Annotated in this window: 26 protein-coding genes; 12 read left to right on the top strand and 14 right to left on the bottom strand. The window is 71.1% G+C overall.

The genetic code is table 11. The annotated features are described in order from the left end of the window. From GEV28_RS31015 to GEV28_RS31000, 4 genes are all read right to left on the bottom strand, one after another. A partial coding sequence (locus GEV28_RS31015; protein ID WP_291416006.1) for a fumarate hydratase occupies positions 1-808 on the bottom strand: 808 nt, incomplete at its 3' end. A gap of 517 nt (positions 809-1,325) precedes the next feature. Next, positions 1,326-2,291, bottom strand: coding sequence for a sigma-70 family RNA polymerase sigma factor (locus GEV28_RS31010; protein WP_291416005.1), 966 nt, complete (start codon positions 2,289-2,291; stop codon positions 1,326-1,328). Positions 2,292-2,540: 249 nt separating this feature from the next. Beyond that, on the bottom strand, positions 2,541-2,966 hold the full coding sequence (gene dtd / locus GEV28_RS31005) for a D-aminoacyl-tRNA deacylase (protein WP_291416010.1): 426 nt from the start codon (positions 2,964-2,966) through the stop codon (positions 2,541-2,543). Positions 2,967-3,023: 57 nt separating this feature from the next. Further along, positions 3,024-3,743 carry a methyltransferase domain-containing protein gene (locus tag GEV28_RS31000; RefSeq protein WP_291416004.1) on the bottom strand — a complete coding sequence of 240 codons (720 nt, stop codon included), beginning with the start codon at positions 3,741-3,743 and terminating at the stop codon, positions 3,024-3,026. 79 nt (positions 3,744-3,822) lie between these two features. Here GEV28_RS31000 and GEV28_RS30995 point away from each other — a divergent pair, with 79 nt between their 5' ends. Then, positions 3,823-4,155, top strand: a complete 333-nt coding sequence (locus GEV28_RS30995; protein ID WP_291416003.1) for a DUF3099 domain-containing protein — start codon at positions 3,823-3,825, stop codon at positions 4,153-4,155. Here the strand turns inward: GEV28_RS30995 and GEV28_RS30990 are convergent. Further along, a complete protein-coding gene (locus GEV28_RS30990) occupies positions 4,142-5,026 on the bottom strand; it encodes a carbohydrate kinase family protein (protein WP_291416002.1) in 885 nt (294 codons plus the stop codon). The two genes, GEV28_RS30995 and GEV28_RS30990, sit on opposite strands and share 14 nt — an antisense overlap. Before the next feature lie 46 nt (positions 5,027-5,072). On the opposite strand from GEV28_RS30990, the gene GEV28_RS30985 reads away from it, so the two are divergent. After that, a complete protein-coding gene (locus tag GEV28_RS30985) occupies positions 5,073-5,888 on the top strand; it encodes an ABC-2 family transporter protein (protein WP_291416001.1) in 816 nt (271 codons plus the stop codon). Between the two features lie 3 nt (positions 5,889-5,891). Here GEV28_RS30985 and GEV28_RS30980 read toward each other — a convergent pair whose 3' ends face one another. Next, on the bottom strand, positions 5,892-6,023 hold the full coding sequence (locus tag GEV28_RS30980; protein WP_291416000.1) for a hypothetical protein: 132 nt from the start codon (positions 6,021-6,023) through the stop codon (positions 5,892-5,894). A 41-nt stretch (positions 6,024-6,064) separates the two neighbouring features. Here GEV28_RS30980 and GEV28_RS30975 point away from each other — a divergent pair, with 41 nt between their 5' ends. Further along, a complete protein-coding gene (locus GEV28_RS30975) occupies positions 6,065-6,673 on the top strand; it encodes an ABC-2 family transporter protein (protein WP_291415999.1) in 609 nt (202 codons plus the stop codon). After that, entirely contained in the window at positions 6,670-7,644 is a 975-nt protein-coding gene (locus GEV28_RS30970) for an ATP-binding cassette domain-containing protein (protein ID WP_291415998.1), read from the top strand. Before GEV28_RS30975 ends, GEV28_RS30970 begins: the two co-directional genes overlap by 4 nt. Positions 7,645-7,872: 228 nt before the next feature. Here GEV28_RS30970 and GEV28_RS30965 read toward each other — a convergent pair whose 3' ends face one another. From GEV28_RS30965 to GEV28_RS30945, 5 genes are read right to left on the bottom strand one after another with little or no spacing between them, the layout of a single operon-like run. Beyond that, positions 7,873-8,787 carry a pseudouridine-5'-phosphate glycosidase gene (locus GEV28_RS30965; protein ID WP_291416009.1) on the bottom strand — a complete coding sequence of 305 codons (915 nt, stop codon included), beginning with the start codon at positions 8,785-8,787 and terminating at the stop codon, positions 7,873-7,875. 29 nt (positions 8,788-8,816) lie between these two features. Next, positions 8,817-10,760 (bottom strand): M48 family metallopeptidase, encoded by a 1,944-nt coding sequence (locus GEV28_RS30960; protein WP_291415997.1) that lies wholly within the window; start codon positions 10,758-10,760, stop codon positions 8,817-8,819. Next, on the bottom strand, positions 10,757-11,356 hold the full coding sequence (locus GEV28_RS30955) for a LemA family protein (protein ID WP_291415996.1): 600 nt from the start codon (positions 11,354-11,356) through the stop codon (positions 10,757-10,759). The genes GEV28_RS30960 and GEV28_RS30955 overlap by 4 nt, the downstream gene beginning before the upstream one ends. Before the next feature lie 56 nt (positions 11,357-11,412). Beyond that, on the bottom strand, positions 11,413-11,913 hold the full coding sequence (locus GEV28_RS30950) for a pyridoxamine 5'-phosphate oxidase family protein (protein ID WP_291415995.1): 501 nt from the start codon (positions 11,911-11,913) through the stop codon (positions 11,413-11,415). 14 nt (positions 11,914-11,927) lie between these two features. Next, the gene (locus GEV28_RS30945) at positions 11,928-12,740 is read right to left on the bottom strand and encodes a sporulation protein (RefSeq protein WP_291415994.1); all 813 of its coding nucleotides are present in this window, start codon (positions 12,738-12,740) and stop codon (positions 11,928-11,930) included. A gap of 58 nt (positions 12,741-12,798) precedes the next feature. On the opposite strand from GEV28_RS30945, the gene GEV28_RS30940 reads away from it, so the two are divergent. Beyond that, entirely contained in the window at positions 12,799-13,047 is a 249-nt protein-coding gene (locus GEV28_RS30940) for a DUF3039 domain-containing protein (protein WP_291415993.1), read from the top strand. Positions 13,048-13,300: 253 nt separating this feature from the next. Then, positions 13,301-13,570 carry a hypothetical protein gene (locus GEV28_RS30935; RefSeq protein WP_291415992.1) on the top strand — a complete coding sequence of 90 codons (270 nt, stop codon included), beginning with the start codon at positions 13,301-13,303 and terminating at the stop codon, positions 13,568-13,570. On the opposite strand, the gene GEV28_RS30930 is transcribed toward GEV28_RS30935, so the two are convergent. Then, positions 13,538-14,671 (bottom strand): YihY/virulence factor BrkB family protein, encoded by a 1,134-nt coding sequence (locus GEV28_RS30930; RefSeq protein WP_291415991.1) that lies wholly within the window; start codon positions 14,669-14,671, stop codon positions 13,538-13,540. The genes GEV28_RS30935 and GEV28_RS30930 overlap by 33 nt on opposite strands. 218 nt (positions 14,672-14,889) lie before the next feature. On the opposite strand from GEV28_RS30930, the gene GEV28_RS30925 reads away from it, so the two are divergent. The 5 genes from GEV28_RS30925 (at position 14,890) to GEV28_RS30905 (ending at position 21,378) form a co-directional block, all read left to right on the top strand. Continuing rightward, on the top strand, positions 14,890-16,593 hold the full coding sequence (locus tag GEV28_RS30925; protein WP_291415990.1) for a DEAD/DEAH box helicase: 1,704 nt from the start codon (positions 14,890-14,892) through the stop codon (positions 16,591-16,593). A 156-nt stretch (positions 16,594-16,749) separates the two neighbouring features. Further along, the gene (locus tag GEV28_RS30920) at positions 16,750-17,880 is read left to right on the top strand and encodes a substrate-binding domain-containing protein (protein ID WP_291415989.1); all 1,131 of its coding nucleotides are present in this window, start codon (positions 16,750-16,752) and stop codon (positions 17,878-17,880) included. 66 nt (positions 17,881-17,946) lie between these two features. Further along, positions 17,947-18,720, top strand: a complete 774-nt coding sequence (locus GEV28_RS30915; protein ID WP_291415988.1) for an ATP-binding cassette domain-containing protein — start codon at positions 17,947-17,949, stop codon at positions 18,718-18,720. A 23-nt stretch (positions 18,721-18,743) separates the two neighbouring features. After that, the gene (locus GEV28_RS30910; protein WP_291415987.1) at positions 18,744-20,171 is read left to right on the top strand and encodes an ABC transporter permease; all 1,428 of its coding nucleotides are present in this window, start codon (positions 18,744-18,746) and stop codon (positions 20,169-20,171) included. Between the two features lie 70 nt (positions 20,172-20,241). Then, positions 20,242-21,378 carry an ROK family transcriptional regulator gene (locus tag GEV28_RS30905; protein ID WP_291416008.1) on the top strand — a complete coding sequence of 379 codons (1,137 nt, stop codon included), beginning with the start codon at positions 20,242-20,244 and terminating at the stop codon, positions 21,376-21,378. Between the two features lie 226 nt (positions 21,379-21,604). Here GEV28_RS30905 and GEV28_RS30900 read toward each other — a convergent pair whose 3' ends face one another. Beyond that, positions 21,605-21,790 carry a hypothetical protein gene (locus tag GEV28_RS30900; RefSeq protein ID WP_291415986.1) on the bottom strand — a complete coding sequence of 62 codons (186 nt, stop codon included), beginning with the start codon at positions 21,788-21,790 and terminating at the stop codon, positions 21,605-21,607. A 269-nt stretch (positions 21,791-22,059) separates the two neighbouring features. Between GEV28_RS30900 and GEV28_RS30895 the strand changes: the two genes are divergently transcribed. Further along, the gene (locus tag GEV28_RS30895; RefSeq protein ID WP_291416007.1) at positions 22,060-22,854 is read left to right on the top strand and encodes an EamA family transporter; all 795 of its coding nucleotides are present in this window, start codon (positions 22,060-22,062) and stop codon (positions 22,852-22,854) included. A gap of 51 nt (positions 22,855-22,905) precedes the next feature. On the opposite strand, the gene GEV28_RS30890 is transcribed toward GEV28_RS30895, so the two are convergent. Then, on the bottom strand, positions 22,906-23,132 hold a 227-nt coding region (locus tag GEV28_RS30890; protein ID WP_291415985.1), incomplete at its 5' end, for a sigma factor-like helix-turn-helix DNA-binding protein.

Below are 23,132 nucleotides of genomic sequence, written 5' to 3'. Positions count from 1 at the left end.
GGCCCGCGGGGCTGCCTTCGAGCGGGAGGTTGTCGAGGTAGCGGGCGGAGGCGAGCTTGGCGGCCTTGAGGGTGTGCTCGGCCGAGGTGCCACCGACGACGATCGCGAGGTGGTAGGGCGGGCAGGCGGCCGTGCCGAGGCTGCGGAGCTTCTCGTCGAGGAACTTGGCGAGGCGCATGGGGTTCAGCAGAGCCTTGGTCTCCTGGTAGAGGAAGGTCTTGTTGGCGCTGCCGCCGCCCTTGGCCATGAAGAGGAACTCGTACTCCGGCGTGGCGCCGTCCTTGTGGTAGAGCTCGATCTGGGCGGGGAGGTTGGTGCCGGTGTTGCGCTCCTCCCAGAAGCTGACCGGTGCGAGCTGCGAGTAGCGCAGGTTGAGCTCCTGGTAGGCCTCGAAGATGCCTCTGGAGAGCGCCTCCTCGTCGGTGCCGCCGGTGAGCACGTTCTCGGTCCGCTTGCCGATGACGATGGCGGTGCCGGTGTCCTGGCACATGGGGAGCACGCCGCCCGCGGAGATGCAGGCGTTGCGGAGCAGGTCCATGGCGACGAACCGGTCGTTGCCGCTGGCTTCGGGGTCGTCGACGATGGACCGGAGCTGGGCGAGGTGCGACGGCCGCAGCAAGTGCTGGATGTCGCGGATCGCCTCCTTGGCGAGCAGCCGCAGCGCGTCGGGGTCGACCTGCAGGAAGGTCCGCCCGGCGGCCTCGACGACCCGCACCCCGTCCGGCGTGACGAGCCGGTACTCGGTGTGCTTGTCCGGCGCGAGCGGCAGCGCTTCGGTGTACTCGAACGTGGCAGAGGAGGCGGTCACCGGGAGACTCCTAGTAGCGCGACAGGAACCCCCCCGACGCTACCGCGCCCCGAACCCCAAGATCCGCCCCCCGCCACAACCGCCGAGCACACCCCAGACCCCGAGACCGAAGGCCGAGCCCGAGTGACAACGGAGGAGGAACGATGGCCGAAGGCCGAGAGAACTGGCGTCTAGCCAACCGGCGCTGGTGAGGCAACCGGAACCACGCCGGGTCGAGAGGAGCTCGCACCGTGGGGGTTTGGGGGGCTCGGCCCCCCAAGATGATCTGGAGGCCCCCCGGGTGAGCGCCCTCCGCGAACAGGTAGACCCGGGCCGGAAGGCCGGGGCGGCCCCCGGCCGTCCCGACCTCCCGTGGATGGCAGCTACGGGCAGTAATGGTTCACCCGCGCCGCGTAGTCCCGTGCACCGACCGTGCCGCGCTGGCGTGCGCATGTCAATGCCTTGTAGTGCTTTCGCACTAAGGACGTTGCGGCGCGCTCAAAGGTTGCTCGGGCGACCGGCACGAGGTCGAGCCTGGTCAGCTGGCGTAGGCGCGCAGCCGCTCGGCCCGCTCGCCCTGGCGGAGCTTGGACATGACCTCGCGCTCGATCTGGCGCACGCGTTCGCGGGAGAGACTGAAGCGCTTGCCGATCTGGTCGAGGGTGTGTGGCTGTCCGTCATCGAGGCCGTAGCGCAGGCGGATGACCGACTGCTCCCGGTCGTCGAGCGTGGCCAGGACCCTGCGCAGGTCGTCGTGCAGCAGGCCGGAGATGACCGCGCTCTCGGCGTCGGTGGCTTCGCCGTCCTCGATGAAGTCGCCCAGCGGGGCGTCCTCCTCCGAGCCGACCGGCATGTCGAGACTCACCGGGTCGCGGGCGTGGTCGAGCAGGTCGGCGACCTTCTCGGGGGTGAGGCCGACCTCTGCCGCGAGCTCGTCGTGGGTGGCCTCGCGGCCGAGCTGCTGGTGCAGGTCGCGCTTGGTGCGGGCCAGCTTGTTGACCTGTTCCACCAGGTGGACGGGCAGCCGGATGGTGCGGCCCTGGTCGGCCATGCCTCGGGTGATCGCCTGGCGAATCCACCACGTCGCGTACGTCGAGAACTTGAAGCCCTTGGTGTAGTCGAACTTCTCGACCGCCCTGATGAGCCCCAGGTTGCCCTCCTGGATGAGGTCCAGCAGGGGCATCCCGCGGCCGGTGTAGCGCTTGGCCAGCGACACCACGAGCCGCAGGTTGGCCTCGAGCAGGTGGTTCTTGGCCCGGTGACCGTCGCGCACGAGTGACTCGAGCTCGGTCCGCTTGGCGGTGCCGCGGTTCTCCGTCTCGAGCATGTGCTGCGCGAACACCCCGGCCTCGATGCGCTTGGCCAGCTCGACCTCCTGCGCCGCGGTCAGCAGCGCGGTCCGGCCGATGCCGTTGAGGTAGACGCGGACCAGGTCGGCCGCGGGGCCCTGCGCATCGAGATCGATCTCGGCGGGCTCCGGCTCGCGTTGCTGTGGGACCGTCATGCTCTCCCCTCCCCCTGTTCGCGGGTCGGTGTGCTGTGTCACACACCGGCGCCTCGTGTCCGGTGAGCCGTCGCCGGCTGGACACTCTTGAAAACGTGCGCGTGGCTCGTTTCGTTCCCGACTTCTCAACTGGATGACGTCACGCGCGCCACACCGGTTGCTCCACCAAACCTGAGCTTTTCCTAAGAGACGGAACGGCGCCGGAGTACGTGACGGGGACCGGCCGGTGACGCCGGGCACTACGCAGCGTCAGATCTCGACGACAACCGTGAAGGGTCCGTCGTTGACGCTCTCGACCGACATCATCGCGCCGAAGCGGCCCGTCTCGACCCGGGCGCCCCGCGCTTGGAGCTCAGCGACCACCGCGTCCACCAACGGCTCGGCGGTCTCCGGGCGGGCGGCCGCGGTCCACGACGGCCTGCGGCCCTTGCGGGTGTCCCCGTACAGGGTGAACTGGCTGACGACGAGCAGCGGCGCGCCCGTCGTGGCGCAGGACTGCTCGTCGCGCAGGATGCGTAGTTCGTGCAGTTTGCGGGCCATGGTCGCGGCCTCCGCGGGCGTGTCCGACACCGTGACGCCCAGCAGCACCAGCAGGCCGGGCTCGTCGAAGGAGCCCACGACCGCGTCCTCGACCGTCACACTCGCCCGGGTCACCCGCGCCACCACCGCTCGCACGTCGATCATGGTGGCAGAGCAGTGGCAGAGCAGTGGCAGAGCGGTGCCGGGGGACGGTCAGCGGCGGGCCACCAGGTGGAAGAACCGCGCGGTCAGCAGTTGCGGCATCCGGTCGGCCATGGCCAGCTCCAGCCGCTCCAGGTCGGCCAGGAACACGGGGTCGTCGGGCAGCGACGGGAGCAGGTCGCTCACGCACCGCACGCCGTAGCGGACGACCTCCTCCACGCCGAGCCCGGCGAGCGCCGCGACGAGGGCCGCCACCGGGGTCGGCCGCACGCCGGCCAGGGAGTCGAGCGCGCGCTCCGGGTCGAGCTCGCGCACCGCCGCGTGCAGCGGGTCGAAGTCGTCGTTGGGGCCGAGCACCGACAGCAGCCCGCCCGGCCGCAGCGGCGCGATGACCGCGCGCAGCACCTCGGTCGGGTCGTCCACGTAGTGCAGCAGGTTGTGGCAGAGGACCAGGTCGAAGTCGTGCCGGCCGAACACCTCCGGCGCGTCGAGCGCACCCGCCTGGACGACGTGCAGCCGGTCGGCGACGTCGTGGGACTCGGCGGTCTCGATGGCCCGGCTGAGCATCGCGCCGGCCGGGTCCAGGACGGTGACCTCGTGGCCCAGCCGCGCGAGCCGCACGGCCTCCGCCCCGTTGCCACCCGCGACGTCGAGCACGCGGTGCGGGACGGTGTCCAGGTGTCGCAGCAGGTTGGCCTCGGTGACCGTGTACCGCAGACGCTCCAGCGGCTCGAACAGGTGCGGTCGAGTGTCGAACCCGCTCAACGTCATATGACCTTCATACCGGCTTCACCCGGCCGGGCAAGGCAGGTCCACCCGGATGGCGCAATCCGGCCCGCGAGGTGGGAGCATGGTCTCAGGAGGTGGTGTCGTGAAGGCCGAGCGAGACGACACCCCGGTTCTCATCACCGAGGCGGCGCCGTCGTACGAAGAGGAGTACGCGGCGCGCAAGCGCAAGTACGTGACGATGATGCTCATGCGGCTGCCGTGCCTCATCCTCGCCGGCATCCTCCACGACACCTGGTGGCTGGCACTGGGGTTCGTGCTGCTGTCCGTGCCGCTGCCGTGGATCGCGGTGCTCATCGCCAACGACCGGCCGCCCCGCAAGGCCGAGGAGGTCAACCGCTACCAGCGGTCGGCGACGGCCATCGAGGGCGGCGAGCACCGGGTCATCGACGGCTGACCGGCGGCTGCGCCCCCACCTGTCCCACGGCCATCGCACCGAGCCGTACGCCGGCCAGCAGACAGTCCTCTGTGGACTTTCCGGCGAGCCACGTGGTGAGCACGCCCGCATCGAACGCGTCGCCCGCGCCGGTCGAGTCCACGCACGCGCCCGGCGTCGCGGGCACCGACGCGATGCCGGTCCTGTCGACCCAGCTCGCCCCGGCAGGCCCGGTGGTCACCGCGACCGCGCCGAACGCCGCCAGCAGCTCTGACGCGCCGGCCGGGTCGTGCGAGCCGGTCAGCACCTCCAGCTCGTCCAGGTTCGGCAGCAGCAGGTCCACCCCGCGCAGCTCCTCGACGAACGTCGCCGGGTCGGTGATCAGGGCCGCGGACTGCGGGTCGACCGAGGTGGTCAGCCCGGCCTCGCCGGCGGCGGCGAGCATCGCCAGGCCCGCCTCCCGGGACGACGCGTCGAGCAGCACGTAGCCGGACAGGTGCAGGTGCTGGGCCCCGGCGAGCAGCGCCGGGTCGAGATCCGAGGGCACCATGCGGCGGCTCGCGCCCCGGTCGGGCAGCATGCTCCGCTGCGCGTCGCCGTCCACGAGCACGACCACGCACGCCGTGCTCGCCCCCGGGTCAATTGTGAATGCGCAACGCACTCCGGCGGTGGTTAGCTCCTCGCGTGCCTGCCGACCCGCGACGTCGTCGCCGACCCGTGCCACCAGGACCACATCGGCTCCGCAGTACGCGAGCCAGGCCGCGGTGTTGGCCCCCGCCCCGCCGGTCGTGAGCGCGATCCGGGCTCGCGAGTCGCCGCCGTGCACGATCGGCCCGGAATGACAAGCGACCACGTCCACCGCCGCGTCGCCGACAACAACGATCGTGCTCAAGTGCGTCCCGTCCACGTGACCGACATCAGGAGCGGAGGCTAACCGCGTGGCCACGGTGATTGCCAGCGGCAGGCTCGTGCGCGCGCTCGCCGGGGCCGGCTTCCGGCGCTTCGCCACCTACCGGCAGGCGACGGTGGCGGGCGCGTTCACGAACTCGGTGTTCGGCTTCATGCGCTGCTACGTCCTGCTGTCGCTGGCCGACACCGCGGGCCGGGTGGCCGGCTACGACCGCGCGCAGCTCGTCACGTTCGTCTTCGCCGGCCAGGGGCTGATCGCCGTGGTCAACTACTGGAGCGCCTCGGAGCTCGCCGAGCGGGTGCGCAGCGGGGACGTGGTCGCCGACCTGCTCCGGCCGGTCGACCTGATGGTCAACCACCTGGCGACCGATCTCGGCCGGGCCGGTTACGCGGTGTTGACCAGGTTCGTCGTGCCGGTCGTGGTCGGGATGCTCGCGTTCGACTTCTACCTGCCGAGCCACCCGTACACCTACGTGCTGTTCGCGGTGTCGGTGGTGCTGGCCGTGCTGGTCTGCTCGGCCTGCCGCTACATCGTCTCGCTCACCGCGTTCTGGCTGATGGACGCGCGCGGCACGCAGATGCTGTGGGTGTTCGCGTCCGGCGCGGGAAGCGGGCTGTCCTTCCCGCTGCCGCTGCTGCCGGACTGGCTGGTGACCGGGCTGTGGCTCCTCACGCCGTTCCCGACGCTGATGCAGGCGCCGCTGGACGTGCTGGTGGAGCGCGGCGGTCTCGGGCACGCGGGGCTGCTGCTGGCCGGGCAGGTCGCCTGGCTCGCCGTCGTGGTCGGGGCGGCCCGGCTGGTGCAGCGCAAGGCGTTGCGGCGGTTGGTGATCCAGGGTGGGTAACCCCTACGCCCGGCTGGTCGCCGCGCAGGTCCGCAGCCAGACCCAGTACCGGGCGTCGTTCGCGATGGACCTCGTCGGCAGCGGGGTGCTGACCCTGCTCGACGTCGTCGCCGTGTACGTGATGTACAGCGTCAACGGCAGCCTCGGCGGGTTCGGCGGGCTGGAGGTGGTGCTGATTGGGCATCTCGGCGATGGCGTTCCCGCTGGCCGACCTCGCGGTGGGCAACGTGGAGCGGCTGCGGGTGTACGTGCGCACCGGGTTGTTCGACGCCGTGCTGGTGCGGCCGCTGCCGGCGCTGGGACAGCTGGTCGCGATGGACTTCGCGCCGCGCCGGGTCGGCCGGGTGCTGCAGGGGACCGCGATCTACGTGATCGCGCTGTGCGTGGCGCCGGTGGACTGGTCGTTCGGGGTGGCGGTCCTGGCGGTGTTGGCGCCGGTCGCGGGCGCGGTGTTCTTCGGCTCGATCTTCGTCGCCGGCGCGACGGTCGCGTTCTGGTGGATCGAGTCCGGCGAGGTCGCCGCCGCGTTCACCTACGGCGGCAAGGACTTCACCTCCTACCCGGTGACCGTGTTCGGCGGGTTCTTCCGCCGGCTGTTCGCCTACGGGCTCGGGTTCGCCTTCGTCGCGTACCTGCCAGCGCTCGCCATGCTCGGCCGGCCGGACCCGCTCGGCGTGCCCGGTTGGCTGCACTGGTGCTCGCCGCTGGTCGCCCTCCTCGCCGCCGGTCTCGCCGCGCTGTTCTGGCGGACCGGCATCCGGCACTACAGGAGCACGGGGTCATGACCATGGTCATCGAGACTTCCGGGCTGCGCAAGGACTTCACCGTGCGGCGCAAGGTCGGCCGGCTGCGCCGCGAGCGCCGCGTGGTGTCCGCTGTGGACGGTGTGGACCTCGCCGTCCGCGAGGGCGAGCTGCTCGGCTACATAGGACCGAACGGCGCCGGGAAGTCGACGACGCTGAAGATGCTCACCGGGGTGCTGACGCCGAGTGCCGGGAAGGTGTCGGTGTGCGGGCTGACGCCGGTGCCGCAGCGGACGACGCTCGCGCGGCGGATCGGCGTGGTGTTCGGGCAGCGCTCGCAGCTGTGGTGGGACCTGCCGCTGGCGGACTCGTTCGCGTTGCTCAGGCACGTCTACCGGGTGCCGGCCGCCGACCACGCGGCCCGGCTGACCAGGTGCCGCTCGCTGCTGGACCTCGACGAGTTCCTCGACACGCCGGTGCGGCAGCTGTCGCTGGGGCAGCGGATGCGTGGCGAGCTGACCGCGGCGCTGCTGCACGGCCCGAAGGTGCTGTTCCTCGACGAGCCGACGATCGGCCTGGACGTGCTGTCGAAGCAGGCGGTGCGCGGGTTCCTCGGCGAGCTGGACGCCCGCGGCGACACGACGATCGTCCTGACGACCCACGACCTGGCCGACATCGAGAAGCTCTGCCGGCGGCTGGTGGTGATCGACCACGGCCGGGTGGTGCACGACGGCACGGTCGACGAGCTGCACGCGGCCTACCGCTCGAAGCGCCGGATCGTCGCCGACCTGGACGCGGCGTGGCCCGCGGACCTCGCGCTGCCGGGCGCCACGGTGGAACGGGTGGAGGCCGACGGCCTGCGGGTCACGCTGGCGCTGGACGGCGCGACGGCGGGCGAGGTGGTGGCCCGGCTCGCCCAGGTCGTGCCGCTGCGGGACCTGTCGGTGCGGGAGCCGGAGATCGAGGACGTCGTGGCCCGTCTCTACACCGCGCCCCGGCCGGCGGAGTCCTAGCGCCCCCGTGACGTCGCCGTGTCGTCCCGTGACGTTGTCGTGTCGTCCCGCGACGTCGCCGTGTCGTCCCGCGACGTCGCGACCGGTCTCGCCCGCAGCCGACACGGCGACGCCCGCAGCCGACACGGCGACGCCCGCAGCCGACACGGCGACGCCTGGGGTCGACACGGCGACGCCTGGGGTCGAGCAGTCGCTGGCACACGGCGTCGGCGACGATCCCCATGCCCGCTACTCGGAGGTCAGCGCGACGGCGATCTCCGCGGCCAGCGCGACGTTGGCCAGCACCAGTGCCTCGTTGGTGTCCAGCGACGCGCCGCCCGACGCGGTGTGGAAGTGCTCCAGCAGCACCGGGGTCACGTCGCCGCCGCGGACGTCGGAGTGGGCCACCTTCGCCATGCCCTCGGCCAGCAGCCGGTCGTGCAGCCCGGCGTCGAGCTCGTGCTCGACCGGAACCGGGTTGGCGACGAGGACACCCGAGCGGACCGGCCCGCGGTCCCGGTGCGCCGCGATCACCGCGGCCGCCGACGCGGGCGTGTCGACCCGCCACGGCACCCGGAACCGCGACTCGCGCCGGTAGAACGCCGGGAAGAAGTCCGTCCGGTACCCGACCACCGGAACCGACCGCGTCTCCAGCACCTCGATGGTGGCGGCGATGTCGAGCACCGACTTGACCCCCGAGCACACGACCACGATCGGTGTCGCCGCCAGCACGTCCAGGTCGGCCGACACGTCCCACGACGACACCTCGCCCGGCGCCGGCAGGTGCACCCCGCCCAGCCCGCCGGTGCCGAACACCCCGATGCCCGCGGCGTGCGCGATCATCGACGTGGAGGCGATCGTCGTCGCGCCGTCCCGGCCCAGCGCGATCGCCGGCCCGAGGTCCCGCGCGGACAGCTTCAGGAACTCGGCATCGGGGTCGCACACCAGGTCCAGCTCGGCCGAGCCGAGCCCGACGCACATCTGGCCGTCCAGCACCGCGATCGTGGCGGGCACCGCGCCGGCCGCCCGCACCGCGTCCTCGATCGCCGTCGCGACCTTGCGGTTGCGCCCCGGCGGCAGCCCGTGCGCCAGGAGCGTGCTCTCCAATGCCACGACAGCCGAACCGGTGGCCAGCGCCGCCGACACTTCCTCGGCAACCCGCATCTGCACGCTCTCGTCGAAGTAGGGGCCGGTCACGAGCGCGACCCAGGGTCCGGCACTACCTGCTCCGGCCGCGCCTGGGCGAGCGGCGGCAGCGGGCAGTGCAGCAACGCACACACGGTACGCAACAGCTCGATCTCCGACACCGTCATCACCCCGTCATGGCCGATGACCGTGACCATCCCGCCGACCAGGAACTCCTTCTCCGGCCCGTCGAGCCCGTCCAGCGCCGGCCACAGACCTTCCAGCGCGACGGCCCCGGCCGCAGGCGGGTCGAACGGGATCGGCTCACCGGGCAGCACCTGTCCGAGCCCGGCCAGGTACGCCGTTCCCGCGGCCTGCTGGTCGGCCGCACCGGCCTGGGCGAGCAGCGCGAGCAGCGTCGCCACGGCCCGGTTGGTGACCTCGAGCGGCGGTCGGCGGCCCCGTCCCTGCCCGGCCCACGGCGACGTCCGGTTCATCGCCTCGTACAGCTCGCGGTGCAGCAGCCGGGACAGGCAGTACTCGAACACGTCGATCCGCCCGTCCACCCGGATCAGCGCGTGGATGCAGGCCAGCACCGCCTCCGCCGCGGGCCGCGGCCTGCGGCGCAGCGCGGGGAACGCGAGCTCGGCGAGCGGCAGCCGCAGCGCCGGGTGCAGCCCGGCAAGCGTGCCGGCCTCGGCGACCGCCGCGTCGGCCAGCCCCTGGCCGTAGCGGGCGGCGAGCACCGCGTGCTGGTTGGCCCGGGTGGCCGGGTCGCGGGCCAGGAGCAGCCCGAACACCAGCGGCAGCACGGCTTCCGGGTGCCGGGCGCGGGCCAGGAGCTGGGGCGGGATGCTCTCGATGATCGTGCCGGCGGTCCGGTGCGCGGGCGAGGCGGGGGTGACCGCGCTGCCGACCGACGCGACGACGTCGGCCGGCCGGATCGGCATCCGCGCCCGCGGCGGCGGCAGCACCGGGGGGCCGGCGGGGGCGAGACCGAGCGCCTCGTCCTCGGCCAACCCGACCGGCGGTGTGCGCGCCCACTGCTGGGACAGCGCCTCGAGCCCGCGCGGGTCGAACGCCGGCTCCAGCGTCTGGATCCGCTTCACCAGCGGCGGGTGCGTCGCGAACAGCGAGCTGAACGAGAAGCCCTCGCCGAACAGCATGTGGCTGACGTCCTCGGCCCGGCCGTCACGCAGCTTCGAGCCCTCGGCCAGGCCGCCGATCTTCTTCAACGCCCCGGCGAGCCCGGCGGACTGGCGGGTGAACTGCACCGCGGACGCGTCGGCCAGGTACTCCCGCTGCCGGGACACCGCCGCCTTGATGATCCGGCCGAAGAACACGCCGACGTAGCCCAGGATGACCAGCGCGAGCCCGATGGCCGCGACCGGGTTGCGGCCGCGGACGCTGAGCATCAGCCGGCCGATGATCGCCAGTACGAGGATGCCGAAGAGTGTGCCCATCAGCCGGATGTTCAGCCGCATGTCGCCGTTGACCACGTGGCTGAACTCGTGCGCGATCACGCCCTGCAGCTCGTCGCGGTTGAGCCGCTCCAACGCGCCGTGGGTGACCGCGATCGCCGCATCGGCGGGGGAGAACCCGGCCGCGAACGCGTTGATCCCGTTCTCGCCCGGCAGCACGTAGATCTCCGGCACCGACACGCCCGACGCGATCGCCATCTCCTCGACGACGTTGCGCAGCCTGCGCAGCCGCGGGTCTGTCGTGTCCTCCGGGACGTAGATACCGCCGAGGCTCTGCGCGACCTTGCCGCCCCCGCCGCCGCGCAGCATCCGGGTGCGGATGAACGAGGTCAGCCCGATCGCCACGATGACGAGCCCGCTGACCCACGCGAGCAGCGTGAGCGTCACCTCGGCCGGCTGCTGGTTCAACCCGAACACGAACACCGCGACCAGGTCGACCGCCGCCACGATGGCCAGCACGGCCACGACGAACAGCAGGACCAGCCGGCGGGAGAGCTTGCGGACGTCGCGCTGACGCTGGAAGAAGTTCATTCGTTGCGGTCCAGGGAGATCCGCGGCGCCTCGCGCTTCCGCGGCTCGTCCAGCTCCAGGTAGGCCGCCGGCCCGAACGAGAAGATCGAGCCGACCAGGTTCGACGGGAACGTGTCCTGCTTGTTCTTGTAGACCATCACCGAGTCGTTGTATGCCTGCCGGGCGAAGGCGACCCTGTTCTCCGCGGAGGTCAGCTCCTCGGACAGTTGGCGCATGTTCTGGTCGGCCTTGAGCTCCGGGTAGTTCTCGCTGACCACGAACAGCCGGCCCAGCGTGCCGGTCAGCGCGTTCTCCGCGCCGGACAGGCCGGCCATCGCGGCCGGGTCGCCCGGCGCCCCCGCGGCCGCGGCCTTGGCCTGGACGGCGGCGGTGCGCGCGGCGGTGACGGCGGCCAGCGTCTGCTGCTCGTGGCGCATGTAGGCCTTGACGACCTCGACCAGGTTGGGGATCAGGTCGTGCCGCCTGGACAGCTGGACGTCGATCTGGGCGTAGGCGTTCTGCCAGGCGTGCCTGGCGCGCACCAGCGCGTTGTACATCACCACGAGCGCGATCGCGATCAGCACGACAACCGCGACCACGACGATCAGCACCACCACGGTCGGCTCCCTCCCCGGGCTCGCTGTCCCGGGCTCGATGTCGAGAATAGGGCCGGTCAGCCCGGCGGAAAGACCCAGCGGGTCGGCGAGCCGTCGAAGTCGCTCGAGACCAGGCCGAACGCCCAGGCCGGCCGGATGCGGGCGACCACCGCCTGGTCGGGGCTGAAGAACTCGACCGGGTACTCGGTGCGGTACTTGACGTTGACCACCGCCACGAACCGGAGCACCTGGTCGTTCTCGGTGACCAGCTCGGCGCGTCCCGCCAGGATCACCGGGCTCTCCGGGTCCTCAGTGGACACCGAGACCGCGGAGCCCGCCCTGATGTTGCGGATCTTGCGTGACCTCGGACTGGAGGAGAACCACAGCGCGCCGTCGTCCCAGACCGCCCACACCGGGGTGAGGTGTGGGCGGCCGTCCGGCCACACGGTGGCCAGCCAGAAGTCGTGGCTCTCCCGCAGCCGGGCGAGTGCCCAGGTCCACGGCAGGAGCCCGGTGCCGCGGTCGGCCGGCAGCGTTCCGTAACCCGGCATGTGCGGCCGTGACGCGACAGGCTCCATGTCCCGATCGTCCCCTAGTCGAAGATCCCCCGCGGTTTGGCGACCTCCCGCAGCCATCCCTCGATCTGCTGCTCCCAGTTGGTGCGGCCGAGCGCGGCGTACTCGACGACGAACATGCCGAGCATCGACTGGCCGCGCGAGCCGAGCCCGCCGCCTTTGGCGACCCGGACCCGCTTGTCGACGTCCAGGATGACCTGCACGTCCCGCGGCCGGGCCAGGAAGGTCACCGCGACCTCGTTGAACGCCTTGGCGAAGGCCGGCGACGGCGCGAAGTCGATCTCCTGGAAGAACGGCAGCTGCTGGTCGGCGCCGTCGACCCGCTCCTTCACCAGGTTCGCCTCGCGGAACTGGAAGCCGAGCCTGCTCATCGCGTCCAGGAGGCGGTGCTGCGCGGGCACCGGCTCGATCGGGATGGCGTCGACGTCCTGCGGGTCGACGACCGTCCGGCTCAGGTTCAGGTTGGTCTGCAGGCCGACCGCCATGCCGGTCAGGTACTTGCCGAACACCGTGGTGACGGGTGTCTCCCACGGCATCTGCACCTCGAAGGGGACTTTGATCTGCGCGCCGGAGCGCACCAGTTCGCGGCCCGCGAGCTGCACGTTCTGGAACGGCAGGTCGACGACCTCGGGGGCCGCGCCGTTAGCGGACTCGCGCTCGACCCTGGCCAGCAGGGTCACCGCGAGCGACTCGACCTCCTGGTCGACCTGTCCGCCGGCGAGGAGCACCTCGCCGTGCAACGTGCCGCCGGGGCGCACGTGCCGATCGAGAATACGGGCGTCGACGGTGGCGCCGCCCTGGCCGAAAGTGGCCATCACCTTCTGGAACATGGGGCGATCCTGCCAGCACCCGATCGGGTCTGCCGTCATTTCGGGCATCATTGGGTCCGTGAGTACACAAACTCTGCCCGAGGTGGACACGCGGCCGGAGGGCACGGACACCACGGGTGACGACACGCCCAAGATGTTCCACTACGTGCGCAAGGACAAGATCGCGGAGAGCGCGGTCACCGGCACGATGGTGGTCGCCCTGTGCGGCGAGGTGTTCCCGGTGACACGCTCGCCCAAGCCGGGCTCGCCGGTCTGCCCCGAGTGCAAGAAGATCTTCGACGGCCTACCCCCCGGCGGCGGCGACTAGTGTCCCCCGCCGGGAGTCTGTTGCTTGAGTCGGTGAGTCCAGGTTTCTGTTGGCAAGGCGCCGGTTCGTCCTCGTACCGGGTTGTACTCGGGCGGATTGGCAACGCCGCCGGCAGGAAGCTGGGCCGGCGAATCAGGTGACGAACTTCCGGCGGGGGACACCAGGCCCCTGGCGACGGCCTACCCCGGCGACGACCAGCCCTGACGGCGCCGCGGGTCCGCGGGGCGGTCGCGAGCTGTCCACAGGGCACACCGTGTGGTGGCTGTCGGTGGACCGGTCCGGCGTCGACGTCTGCCTGTCCGACCCCGGGTTCGGCATCGACCTCGTCGTCGACGCCGACCTGCGGACGATGATCATGGTCTGGATGGGGGACATCCCGTTCGCCGATGCGCTGCGGACCGGTGGCATGGTCGTGTCCGGTCGGCCGGCGCTGGAGCGGGCCTTCCCCGGTTGGCTGCGGCTGAGCCTGCTCGCCGACGTGGCGCGGCCCTCAGGCGTCGGGCGCGTCGGCGCGGCGCCGTGAGCGCGGCGCCGACGGCTGGGCGGGGGGCGCCGGCCGGTCGCCGTCGTCGCTCGGCACGCCCGACTTCGGGACGCCGTTGGGGTTCGTCGTCGGGTCCGGATCCGGGACCGGGTTAGGCTTCGCGGTCGGGGCCGGCTGCGCCGAGGCCCGGTTCATCTCCAGCCGCCGCCACCTGCGGCGCTGCCGGCGGGTCATCCGTGCCGGCCACATCTCCTGGATGGCCGCGTTGAAGTACGCCCCGATCACGATCGCCAGCCCGATGAAGAACACGAACAGCAGGAACGCGATCGGCGTGGCCAACGCGCCGTAGGTGTACCCCGTGGTGGTGATCCACGAGATGTAGAGCCGGAGCCCGATGCTGGACAGCAGGAACACGATCATCGCGAGCACGGCGCCCGGCAGCCCCCGGTGCCACGGCAGCTTCCGCGGCAGCGCCAGCTTGTACAGCGAGGCCAGCGCCAACACGATCAGCACCCCGATCGCCGGGTAGTAGAACGCGTCGACCCAGAACGCGATGTCCGCCCGCCACGCCGCCGGGAACAGCTTCGGCAGCACCTCCGGGCCCAGCGCCAGGATCGGCAGCCCGATCACCAGCAGCCCCAGCGACGCCATGTACAGCAGCAGCGCGAAGATCCGCTGCCACACCTCGTTGCGCACGCCGTACTGGTCGTGCGCGACGGTGATCGCGTCGACGAACGACGACATCGCCGACGAGCCGGCCCACAGGGACAGCAGGAAGCCGACCGTGAGGATCTCGCCGCGGCCGTGCCGCAGGATGTCCTCGACCGTCGGCTGGATGATGTCGTCGACCACGCTCGAGCTGAACGCCGTCGCCGACCACTCGATGATCGCGTCGTGCACCGACTCGATCACGTCCTGGCCGAACCACTCGGCCACGTAACCGAGACTGCCCAGCAGTCCCAGCAGCAGCGGCGGCAGCGACAGGACCTGCCAGAACGCGGCCTCGGCCGCCTCGGAGAACAGGTTGCCGCCCCACGCCTTGACCCACGTGCGCCTCAGCAGCCGCAGCGGTCCGCGGCGCAGCATGGCGCCGGTCCGCTGCGTCGCGTTGCGGGTCGGGTGCTGTGGCTGTGGGCTCATCTCGAGGTCAAGCATGGTGCATCGGAACGGGAAAGGCGCGGCCCACCCGATGTCGGCCGGGCGGTGTCGCGTGGCGCACGCCGGCGGCGCCCGGTGCCAAGGGTAAGGTCGGTCCGGCCCTCAATGATGTCGCTTGAGGGCTTTGCTTTGCCCGGTTTGGGTGACCGCAGTTTGCTTGACCGCGGCGCATGCAGGGGGAGACGGTGACGGCCGAGCCGATGACGACCACGACCACGTCCCGGCCGTTGCGGGCGTGGCAGCGCCGGGCCATCACGAGGTACCTGGCCCGAGGGCCCAAGGACTTCCTCGCGGTGGCCACGCCCGGCGCCGGCAAGACCGTGTTCGGCCTGCGGGTCGCCGCGGAGCTGCTCGCCGACCGGATCGTCGAGCAGGTCACGGTCGTCACGCCGACCGAGCACCTCAAGCACCAGTGGGCGGTCGCGGCCGCCGCCGCGGACATCGCCATCGACCCCGACTTCCGCAACGGCGCGGGCGCCACCTCGTCGGACTACCGCGGCGTCGCGGTCACCTACGCGCAGGTCGCGGCCCACCCGATGCTGCACCGGGTCCGCACGGAGAACCGCAAGACGCTGGTCATCCTCGACGAGATCCACCACGGCGGCGACGCCAAGTCCTGGGGCGACGCGATCCGCGAGGCGTTCACCCCGGCCGTGCGCCGCCTCTCCCTCACCGGCACCCCGTTCCGCAGCGACGACTCGCAGATCCCGTTCATCGGCTACGAGCCCGACCCGGGCGGCTTCCTGCGCAGCAAGGCCGACCACACCTACGGCTACGCCGACGCGCTCGCCGACGGGGTGGTCCGGCCGGTGATCTTCCTGGCCTACTCTGGCGAGGCGAGCTGGCGGACCAGCGCGGGCGAGGAGTTCACCGCCCGGCTGGGCGAGCCGATGACCGCCGAGCAGACCGCGCGGGCCTGGCGCACCGCGCTCGACCCGCAGGGGGAGTGGATCCCCGCCGTCCTCGGCGCCGCCGACCTGCGCCTGGCCCAGCTGCGACAGAGCGTGCCGGACGCGGGCGGGCTCGTGATCGCCTCGGACCACGAGTCGGCCAAGGCCTACGCCACGATCCTCACCCGCACCACCGGCCGCGAGCCGGTCGTCGTGCTCTCCGACGACCCGAAGGCCTCCGGCCGCATCGCCGAGTTCGCCGAGTCCGACGACCGCTGGCTCGTCGCGGTCCGGATGGTCAGCGAGGGCGTCGACGTGCCACGGCTCGCCGTCGGCGTCTACGCCACCAGCGCGTCCACCCCGCTGTACTTCGCCCAGGCTGTCGGCCGGTTCGTCCGGGCCCGCCGCCCCGGCGAGACCGCCAGCGTGTTCCTGCCCAGCGTGCCGGTGCTGCTCGAGCTCGCGAGCCAGCTCGAGGCGCAGCGCGACCACGTGCTCGGCAAGCCCGACCGGGACGAGGACGGCTGGGACGACGAGCTGCTGGCCGACGCCAACCGGGTCAAGGACGAGCCGGGCGAGGAGGAGAAGGCGTTCACCTCGCTGTCCGCGTCGGCGGAACTCGATCAGGTGATCTATGACGGCTCGTCGTTCGGCACCGCCGCGTTCGCCGGGTCCGCCGAGGAGCAGGAGTACCTCGGCCTGCCGGGCCTTCTCGAGCCCGACCAGGTCCGCGCCCTGTTGCGGCAGCGCCAGACCGACCAGGTAACGGAGCGTTCCCGTCGAGCGAAGGAAGGGCAGGCGCAGCCGGCGGCGCCGCGGTCGCAGACCGTGGCCGAGCGGTTGGCCGCGCTGCGCAAAGAGCTCAACACGTTGGTGGCCATGTACCACCATCGAACGAACAAACCACACGGAACGATTCACAGCGAGTTGCGGAGAGTGTGCGCCGGTCCGCCCACGGCGATGGCTTCCGTCGAGCAGCTCGAGGAACGTATCGCTACGCTGCGTTCCTGGTAGCGGGCGGGCGCCGGATTGCCGGCAGGTGAGCGGTTCGTTGCCAAACTGTGTCATACGCGAGTCGCAAAATGCCCGTTCGTGGCTTCCCTCACCGCCCGTCCGGGCATATGTTGTGCACCGCAACATTTCGCCCTGAGGACTTGAAGGGACCGTTGAATGCGCAGTACAAGGCTTGCTCTTCTCGCCGCGGGGATGGGTCTGACCCTCGCCCTGTCGGCGTGTGGCGCCAATGAGGACACGTCTGGTGGGAGCGGCAGCACGGACACGGGCAGCGGGTCCGAGGGCGGCGGCATCCCGGTCGGCGTGATCCTTCCGGAGACCGCGACCTCGGCCCGGTGGGAGGGCTTCGACAAGCCCATGCTCGAGAAGGCCATGAAGGCCGAGGGTCTCGACCCCGACATCCAGAACGCCCAGGGCGACGTGCAGAAGTTCAGCACGCTGGCCGACGGCATGATCAACGACGGCGTCAAGGTCCTGATCATCGCCTCGATCAACAGCGAGCTCGGCGGCACGGTTGCGCAGAAGGCCAACGCCCAGGGCATCCCGACCATCGACTACGACCGCCTGAACCTGGGCGGCAGCTCCGAGTACTACGTGTCGTTCGACAACGTGAAGGTCGGCGAGCTGCAGGGCCAGGGCATGGTCGACGCGCTCAAGGACAAGCCGGACGGCGCTCAGGTCATCGAGATCGAGGGCGCGCCGACGGACAACAACGCGACGCTGTTCCACGAAGGCCAGGAGAAGGTCCTCGAGCCGCTGTACCAGTCCGGCAAGCTCAAGCTGGTCCAGTCGCAGCCCATCGACGGCTGGGACAACCAGAAGGGCGGCACCACCTTCGAGCAGATCCTGACCAGCAACGGCGGCAAGGTCGACGGCGTCGTCGCGGCGAACGACGGTCTTGCCGGCGCGATCATCACCGTGCTCAAGAAGAACGGCCTGAACGGCAAGGTCCCGGTCACCGGCCAGGACGCCACCGCCGACGGTCTCAAGGCGATCCTCGCCGGCGACCAGTACATGACGGTGTTCAAGCCGATCAAGCTGGAGGCCGAGGCGACCGCCAAGCTCGCCGCCGCGCTCGCCAAGGGCGACAAGGCCGCCGCGGACAAGATCGCGACCGCCACGAGCGACGACCCGGAGGGCAACCGTCAGGTCAAGTCCGTCCTGCTCGAGCCGTTCCTGATCACCAAGGCCGAGGTCAAGCGGGTCATCGACGAGGACTACGTGAAGGCCGACGAGATCTGCACCGGTGACCTCCAGGCCACCTGCGCCGAGCTCAAAATCTCCTGACCCAGCGCACCCGGAGAGGCTCGCACTCGGACCAGGGTGCGGGCCTCCCCCGGGTAGGAGGAATTCATGACCGAGCCCCTTCTCGAGCTGATCGGGATCAACAAGAGCTTCGGCCCCGTGCACGTGCTGCACGACGTGGACTTCACCGTGCGGGCGGGCGAGGTCACCGCGCTCGTCGGCGACAACGGCGCCGGCAAGTCGACGCTGATCAAGTGCGTCGCCGGCATCCACCCGATGGACTCCGGCCAGGTGCTCTTCCGCGGCACGCCGGTCACGATCCACAGTCCGAAGGAAGCCGCGGACCTCGGTATCGAGGTCGTGTACCAGGACCTCGCGCTCGCCGACAACCTCGACGTCGTCCAGAACATGTTCCTCGGCCGGGAGCGCGGCTCGAGCTGGCTGATGGACGAGTCGAGCATGGAGAAGGCGGCCCGCGAGACGCTCGCGTCGCTGTCGGTACGCACGGTCAAGTCGGTGCGCACGCCGGTCTCCCAGCTGTCCGGCGGGCAGCGGCAGACCGTCGCCATCGCCAAGTCCGTGCTCTGGGACAGCAAGGTCGTGCTGCTCGACGAGCCGACCGCCGCACTGGGTGTCGCGCAGACCCGCCAGGTGCTCGACCTGGTCCGCCGCCTCGCCGAGCAGGGCCTCGGCGTCGTGCTGATCAGCCACAACATGGCCGACGTGTTCGAGGTCGCCGACCGCATCTCCACGCTGTACCTGGGCCGGCTCGTCGCCGACCTGCCGGCGAAGGAGACCACGCACAGCCAGGTCGTCGAGCTCATCACCGCCGGCCGGTCGGGTGACCTCGGCCTCGCCCGGCCCGAGCAAGTCACCCTCTGATCTCTCACCCGAGGACCTCCTTCATGACCGAATCTCCCGCCAGGTCGGACACCGCGGCCAACGCGATCTCCGACTTCGGCATCGACACCACGTCCCAGTCCACCGGCGAGGCGATTCGCGACTACTTCGCCAGGCTGCGCGGCGGCGAGCTCGGCTCGTTGCCGGCGCTGCTCGGCCTCGCGGCGCTGGTGATCGTGTTCGCCGCGCTGTCGGACAACTTCCTCACCCTGAACAACACCGCGAACCTGATCGCTCAGGGCGCGGGCAAGATGATCATCGCGATGGGCCTGGTCTACGTCCTGTTGCTGGGCGAGATCGACCTGTCGGCCGGCACCGCGTCCGGCGTGTGTGCCGCCGTGATGGCCATGCACTACGTGCGCGCCGGCAACCTGCTCGGCGGCATGGGCACCACGGTGTTCTACGTCTTCGTCATCGGCATGCTGGTGGCCGCCGCGCTCGCGGTGTGGATGCGGATCTGGGCCGGTGCCGTGCTGAGTGTGGTCGCCGTGCTCATGGCGATGCTCGGCGTCACACCCAACGCGTGGCTCGAGATGCTGCTCGCGGTGTGCATCGGTGCCGCGATCGGCTGCATCACCGGATTCATGGTCTCCAAGATCGGCATGCCGTCGTTCGTGGTGACGCTGGCGCTGTTCATCACCTGGCAGGGCGTGATCCTGCAGTTCATCGGTGAGGGTGGTGTCTTCGGCATCCGCACCTCGTCGGTGCTGTTCAACGTCGCCAACGGCAGCCTGTCGGTGTTCGGCAGCTGGGTACTGTGCCTCATCGCGGCGGGCGGCTACGCGCTGGTCGTGCTCGGCGAGCACATCACGAGGCTGCGGCGTGGCCTCGTCACCCAGCCCACGCCGATCGTGCTGTTCAAGGCGGGCGCGGTGGCGGTCATCGCGATCGTCTCGACGTGGCTGCTGACCCTGAACCGCTCACCGAACCCGGACCTCGTCACGATCCGCGGCGTGCCGTACGTCGTGCCGATCATCCTGATCCTGCTGGTGATCGGGACGTATGCGCTCAACCGCACCCGCTACGGCCGGCACATCTACGCGGTCGGCGGCAACGCCGAAGCGGCTCGGCGCGCCGGGATCAATGTGAGCAAGATCAGAGCGAGTGTGTTCGTGGTGTCGGCGTCCGCGGCCGCGATCGGTGCGATCGTGTACTCGTCCAAGGCGGGCTCGGTCGACCCGCAGGCCGGTGGTCTGAACACGCTGCTGTTCGCCGTCGGCGCGGCCGTCATCGGAGGCACGTCGCTGTTCGGCGGGCGGGGCAAGGTCGCCCACGCCGTCATCGGTGGGCTGGTGCTCGCGGTCGTGGAGAACGGTCTCGGGCTGCTGCGCCAGCCGGCCGCGGTGGTCAACATCGTCACCGGCCTGGTGCTCCTGCTCGCCGCCACGGTTGACGCGCTGTCTCGGCGAAGGGCAGCCGTGTCAGGGCGTTGACCAGACGGGAGCGAGGGGTTTGACGAGCACACCAACGGGGACGCCCAACCTGGGCGCGCGGCCCGACGAGGTGCGCCGGCACAACCGCACGGTCCTGTTACGAAGGCTGCACATCGGCGGCCCGTGCACCAGGGCGTCGCTCGCGGCTGAGCTCGGGCTCAACCGCAGCACGATCAAGGCCCTGGTGGACGGGCTCGCCGAGACCGGCGTGGTCCAGGAACGGGTGCCGCGCCAGCGGACCGGCGCCGGGCGGCCGTCGTTGCTGGTCCTGCCGCAGCCGCATGCCGCCGTGGTGCTGGCCGTGGACGTGCGGGTCGACCAGGTGGCCATCGCCCTGGTCGGCCTCGGCGGCGAGATCCTCGGGCGCAACAGCTGGAACCTGCGGGTCCGCACCCGCGAGCCGGACGAGGTCATCACGCACGTGATCGACTCCGCCACGGTGCTCGCGGCGGACCTGGGCGTGCGGATGGTCGCCACGGGCATCTCGGTCCCGGGGGTCGTCCGCCGCTCGGACGGCCTGGTGCACGAGGCGCCGAACCTGCACTGGACGGACGTGCCGCTTGGCGAGCGGATGCGCTCGGTGCTGGAGATGCCGATCATGGTCGGCAACGACGCGGAGCTGGGCGCGCTGGCCGAGCACCTGCGCGGGACCGCGCGCGGAAGCTCCGACGCCGTCTACGTGTCGGCCGACGTCGGCGTCGGTGGCGGCGTCATCTCCGACGGCTCGGCGCTGCGCGGCACCGCGGGCTATCTGGGCGAGCTGGGGCACATGGTGATCCATCCCGGCGGCCGGCCGTGCTACTGCGGCAGCCACGGGTGCTGGGAGACCGAGGTGGGGGAGCGGGCGATGTGCCGCGCGCTCGGCCTGCGGGAGGGTTCGCCGCGCGGTGCGGTCGTGGCCGAGCTGCGTGCGCTGGCGTCAGATCCGGCGTCGATCCGGGTGCGACTGGGGGAGTTCGCCGAGTGGCTCACCCTCGGCCTGGTCAACGTGGTGAACGTGCTGGGTCCCGAGCTGGTCGTGCTGGGCGACTTGTTCACCGCACTCCCGGCGACCCTGATCGCCGACGTCGCGGCGGACGTGCGGCAACGGTCCCTGGTGTCCCGCGCGGTGGGCGGGACCCGCATCGTGGCCTCGACGCTGGGTGCGGACGTGACCCTGCTGGGCGCGGCCGAGCGGGCCTTCGAACCCGTCCTGGACGCCGTCTAACCGCCCCCCCCCGATCACCGTCGGTGACGACTCCCGGTGAGACACCTTCTGTCAACCTCTGAAACCGTGACCTCAGGGGAACGTGACGCTAGCCAGCCATAAGTACGTGACCGGGCCGAACGCTCACTGCCCAACGCGACCAACAGGGTTAATTCCGGGGAGGCGGAACTGCGAGGGCGGGACCCGGCACGCCGGATCCCGCCCCCACGAAGCCCCTGACGAGACGTCAGGCCTCGCCCTGCTGAAGGTCCGCCGCCAGCTCACGCAGCCGCTCCTTGTGCAGGCGCGCGTGGTGACCGCAGAAGAGCAGCTCACCCCCGGAGGGGAGGATGGCGCGGACCTGCGCGGCTGCCCCGCACCGGTCGCAGCGGTCGGCAGCGGTCAGGTCGGGGCGGGCGAGTGTGGTGTTCATGGCAGATCTCCCTCCGTCCCGGCACCGGTAGGGCCCGATGCCGTCTCCGGCAGCGACCACCTGCGGTGCTCGCTGCCATCTACTCTTCCAGACGTTTTGGCTGTCGTCAGTGTTCCCGGCCGCAATGAGAGATCGCTCAACGGCAGATTTAACCCAGTTGTCGCATCCCCGGCCCCGCCATGCAGGATCGGCTGGTGAACTCGGTGGATCCCGTGCTACGGGTGCGGCGGGTGCCGGCCCCGCTACTTTTCGTCACCGGCGGGGTGTCCATGTACCTCGGCGCGGCCGCCGCGGTGTGGCTCTTCGACGAGGTGAACCCGGCCGGCGTGGCGTGGCTGCGGCAGCTCGGTGCGGCTGTCGTACTGCTCGCCTGGCGGCGGCCCAAGCGGCAGAACTGGCGCGGCAAGGTGTTCTGGCTCGCGGCCGTCTTCGGGCTCGTCACGGCCGGTATGAACATCCTGTTCTACGAGGCCGTCGCACGACTTCCGCTGGGTACGGCCGTCGCGCTGGAGTTCGTCGGGCCCGTTCTGGTGGCCGCGTTCGGGTCGCGCACCAAGCGCGACGTGGCGGCGTTGTCGCTGGTGATCGCCGGTGTCGTGCTGATCGCCGACGTGCAGTGGTCCGGTGGCACGCTCGGCGTCCTGTTCGCGCTCACGGCGGCGTTGCTGTGGGCCGGCTACGTCCTGCTCGGCAAGCGGGTCGCGGACGTCGGGCTCGGGGTCGACGGGCTCGCGGTCGGCTTCGCGGTGGCCACCGTCGCATTATCACCCCTGGCACTGGGTACGGGGCCGGTGTGGGCATCCCCACAGTTGCTGCTGCTCGGCGTCGGCGTGGGCGTTTTGTCCACTGTGGTCCCGTACGTGCTCGACCAGGTCGTCCTCAAGCGGCTCGGCCAGGCGTCGTTCGCGCTCCTGCTCGCGCTACTCCCGGTGACCGCCACGCTGATCGGGCTGGTCGTGCTGCGTCAGGTGCCGAGCCCTCCGGAGGCGTTCGGCATCGCCGCGGTGGTCGTCGGGCTCATGCTGCGCTCGAGGGAGCCTCGAGCGAGACCCGAGCCGCTGTAAAGCGAAACGCCCGCCCGGGCGTGCCGGGCGGGCGTTGTCGAGCCGAGCAGCTCACTCGAGATAGTCGCGAAGCACCTGCGAGCGCGACGGGTGGCGCAGCTTCGACATCGTCTTCGACTCGATCTGGCGGATGCGCTCCCGCGTGACGCCGTAGACCTGGCCGATCTCGTCCAGCGTGCGCGGCTGGCCGTCGGTGAGACCGAACCGCAGCCGGACCACACCCGCCTCGCGCTCGGACAGCGTGGCGAGCACCGACTGCAGCTGGTCCTGCAGCAGCG

The organism is Actinophytocola sp. (assembly GCF_009379765.1).
Lineage (GTDB): Bacteria > Actinomycetota > Actinomycetes > Mycobacteriales > Pseudonocardiaceae > Actinophytocola.
Note: the sequence above shows the minus strand (reverse complement) of the source record. Positions and strands in the feature narration are given on the sequence as shown.

What these genes read in the sequence shown, in the direction of transcription:
- GEV28_RS31000 (WP_291416004.1), bottom strand. Translation starts at nt 3,743, where the DNA reads ATGACGTTGAGCGGGTTCGACACTCGACCGCACCTGTTCGAGCCGCTG.
- GEV28_RS31010 (WP_291416005.1), bottom strand. Translation starts at nt 2,291, where the DNA reads ATGACGGTCCCACAGCAACGCGAGCCGGAGCCCGCCGAGATCGATCTC.
- GEV28_RS30960 (WP_291415997.1), bottom strand. Translation starts at nt 10,760, where the DNA reads ATGAACTTCTTCCAGCGTCAGCGCGACGTCCGCAAGCTCTCCCGCCGG.
- GEV28_RS30995 (WP_291416003.1), top strand. Translation starts at nt 3,823, where the DNA reads ATGGTCTCAGGAGGTGGTGTCGTGAAGGCCGAGCGAGACGACACCCCG.
- GEV28_RS30945 (WP_291415994.1), bottom strand. Translation starts at nt 12,740, where the DNA reads ATGTTCCAGAAGGTGATGGCCACTTTCGGCCAGGGCGGCGCCACCGTC.
- GEV28_RS30970 (WP_291415998.1), top strand. Translation starts at nt 6,670, where the DNA reads ATGACCATGGTCATCGAGACTTCCGGGCTGCGCAAGGACTTCACCGTG.
- GEV28_RS30950 (WP_291415995.1), bottom strand. Translation starts at nt 11,913, where the DNA reads ATGGAGCCTGTCGCGTCACGGCCGCACATGCCGGGTTACGGAACGCTG.
- GEV28_RS30915 (WP_291415988.1), top strand. Translation starts at nt 17,947, where the DNA reads ATGACCGAGCCCCTTCTCGAGCTGATCGGGATCAACAAGAGCTTCGGC.
- GEV28_RS30910 (WP_291415987.1), top strand. Translation starts at nt 18,744, where the DNA reads ATGACCGAATCTCCCGCCAGGTCGGACACCGCGGCCAACGCGATCTCC.
- GEV28_RS30925 (WP_291415990.1), top strand. Translation starts at nt 14,890, where the DNA reads ATGACGACCACGACCACGTCCCGGCCGTTGCGGGCGTGGCAGCGCCGG.
- GEV28_RS30895 (WP_291416007.1), top strand. Translation starts at nt 22,060, where the DNA reads ATGTACCTCGGCGCGGCCGCCGCGGTGTGGCTCTTCGACGAGGTGAAC.
- GEV28_RS30930 (WP_291415991.1), bottom strand. Translation starts at nt 14,671, where the DNA reads ATGAGCCCACAGCCACAGCACCCGACCCGCAACGCGACGCAGCGGACC.
- GEV28_RS30920 (WP_291415989.1), top strand. Translation starts at nt 16,750, where the DNA reads ATGCGCAGTACAAGGCTTGCTCTTCTCGCCGCGGGGATGGGTCTGACC.
- GEV28_RS30965 (WP_291416009.1), bottom strand. Translation starts at nt 8,787, where the DNA reads ATGCGGGTTGCCGAGGAAGTGTCGGCGGCGCTGGCCACCGGTTCGGCT.
- GEV28_RS30900 (WP_291415986.1), bottom strand. Translation starts at nt 21,790, where the DNA reads ATGAACACCACACTCGCCCGCCCCGACCTGACCGCTGCCGACCGCTGC.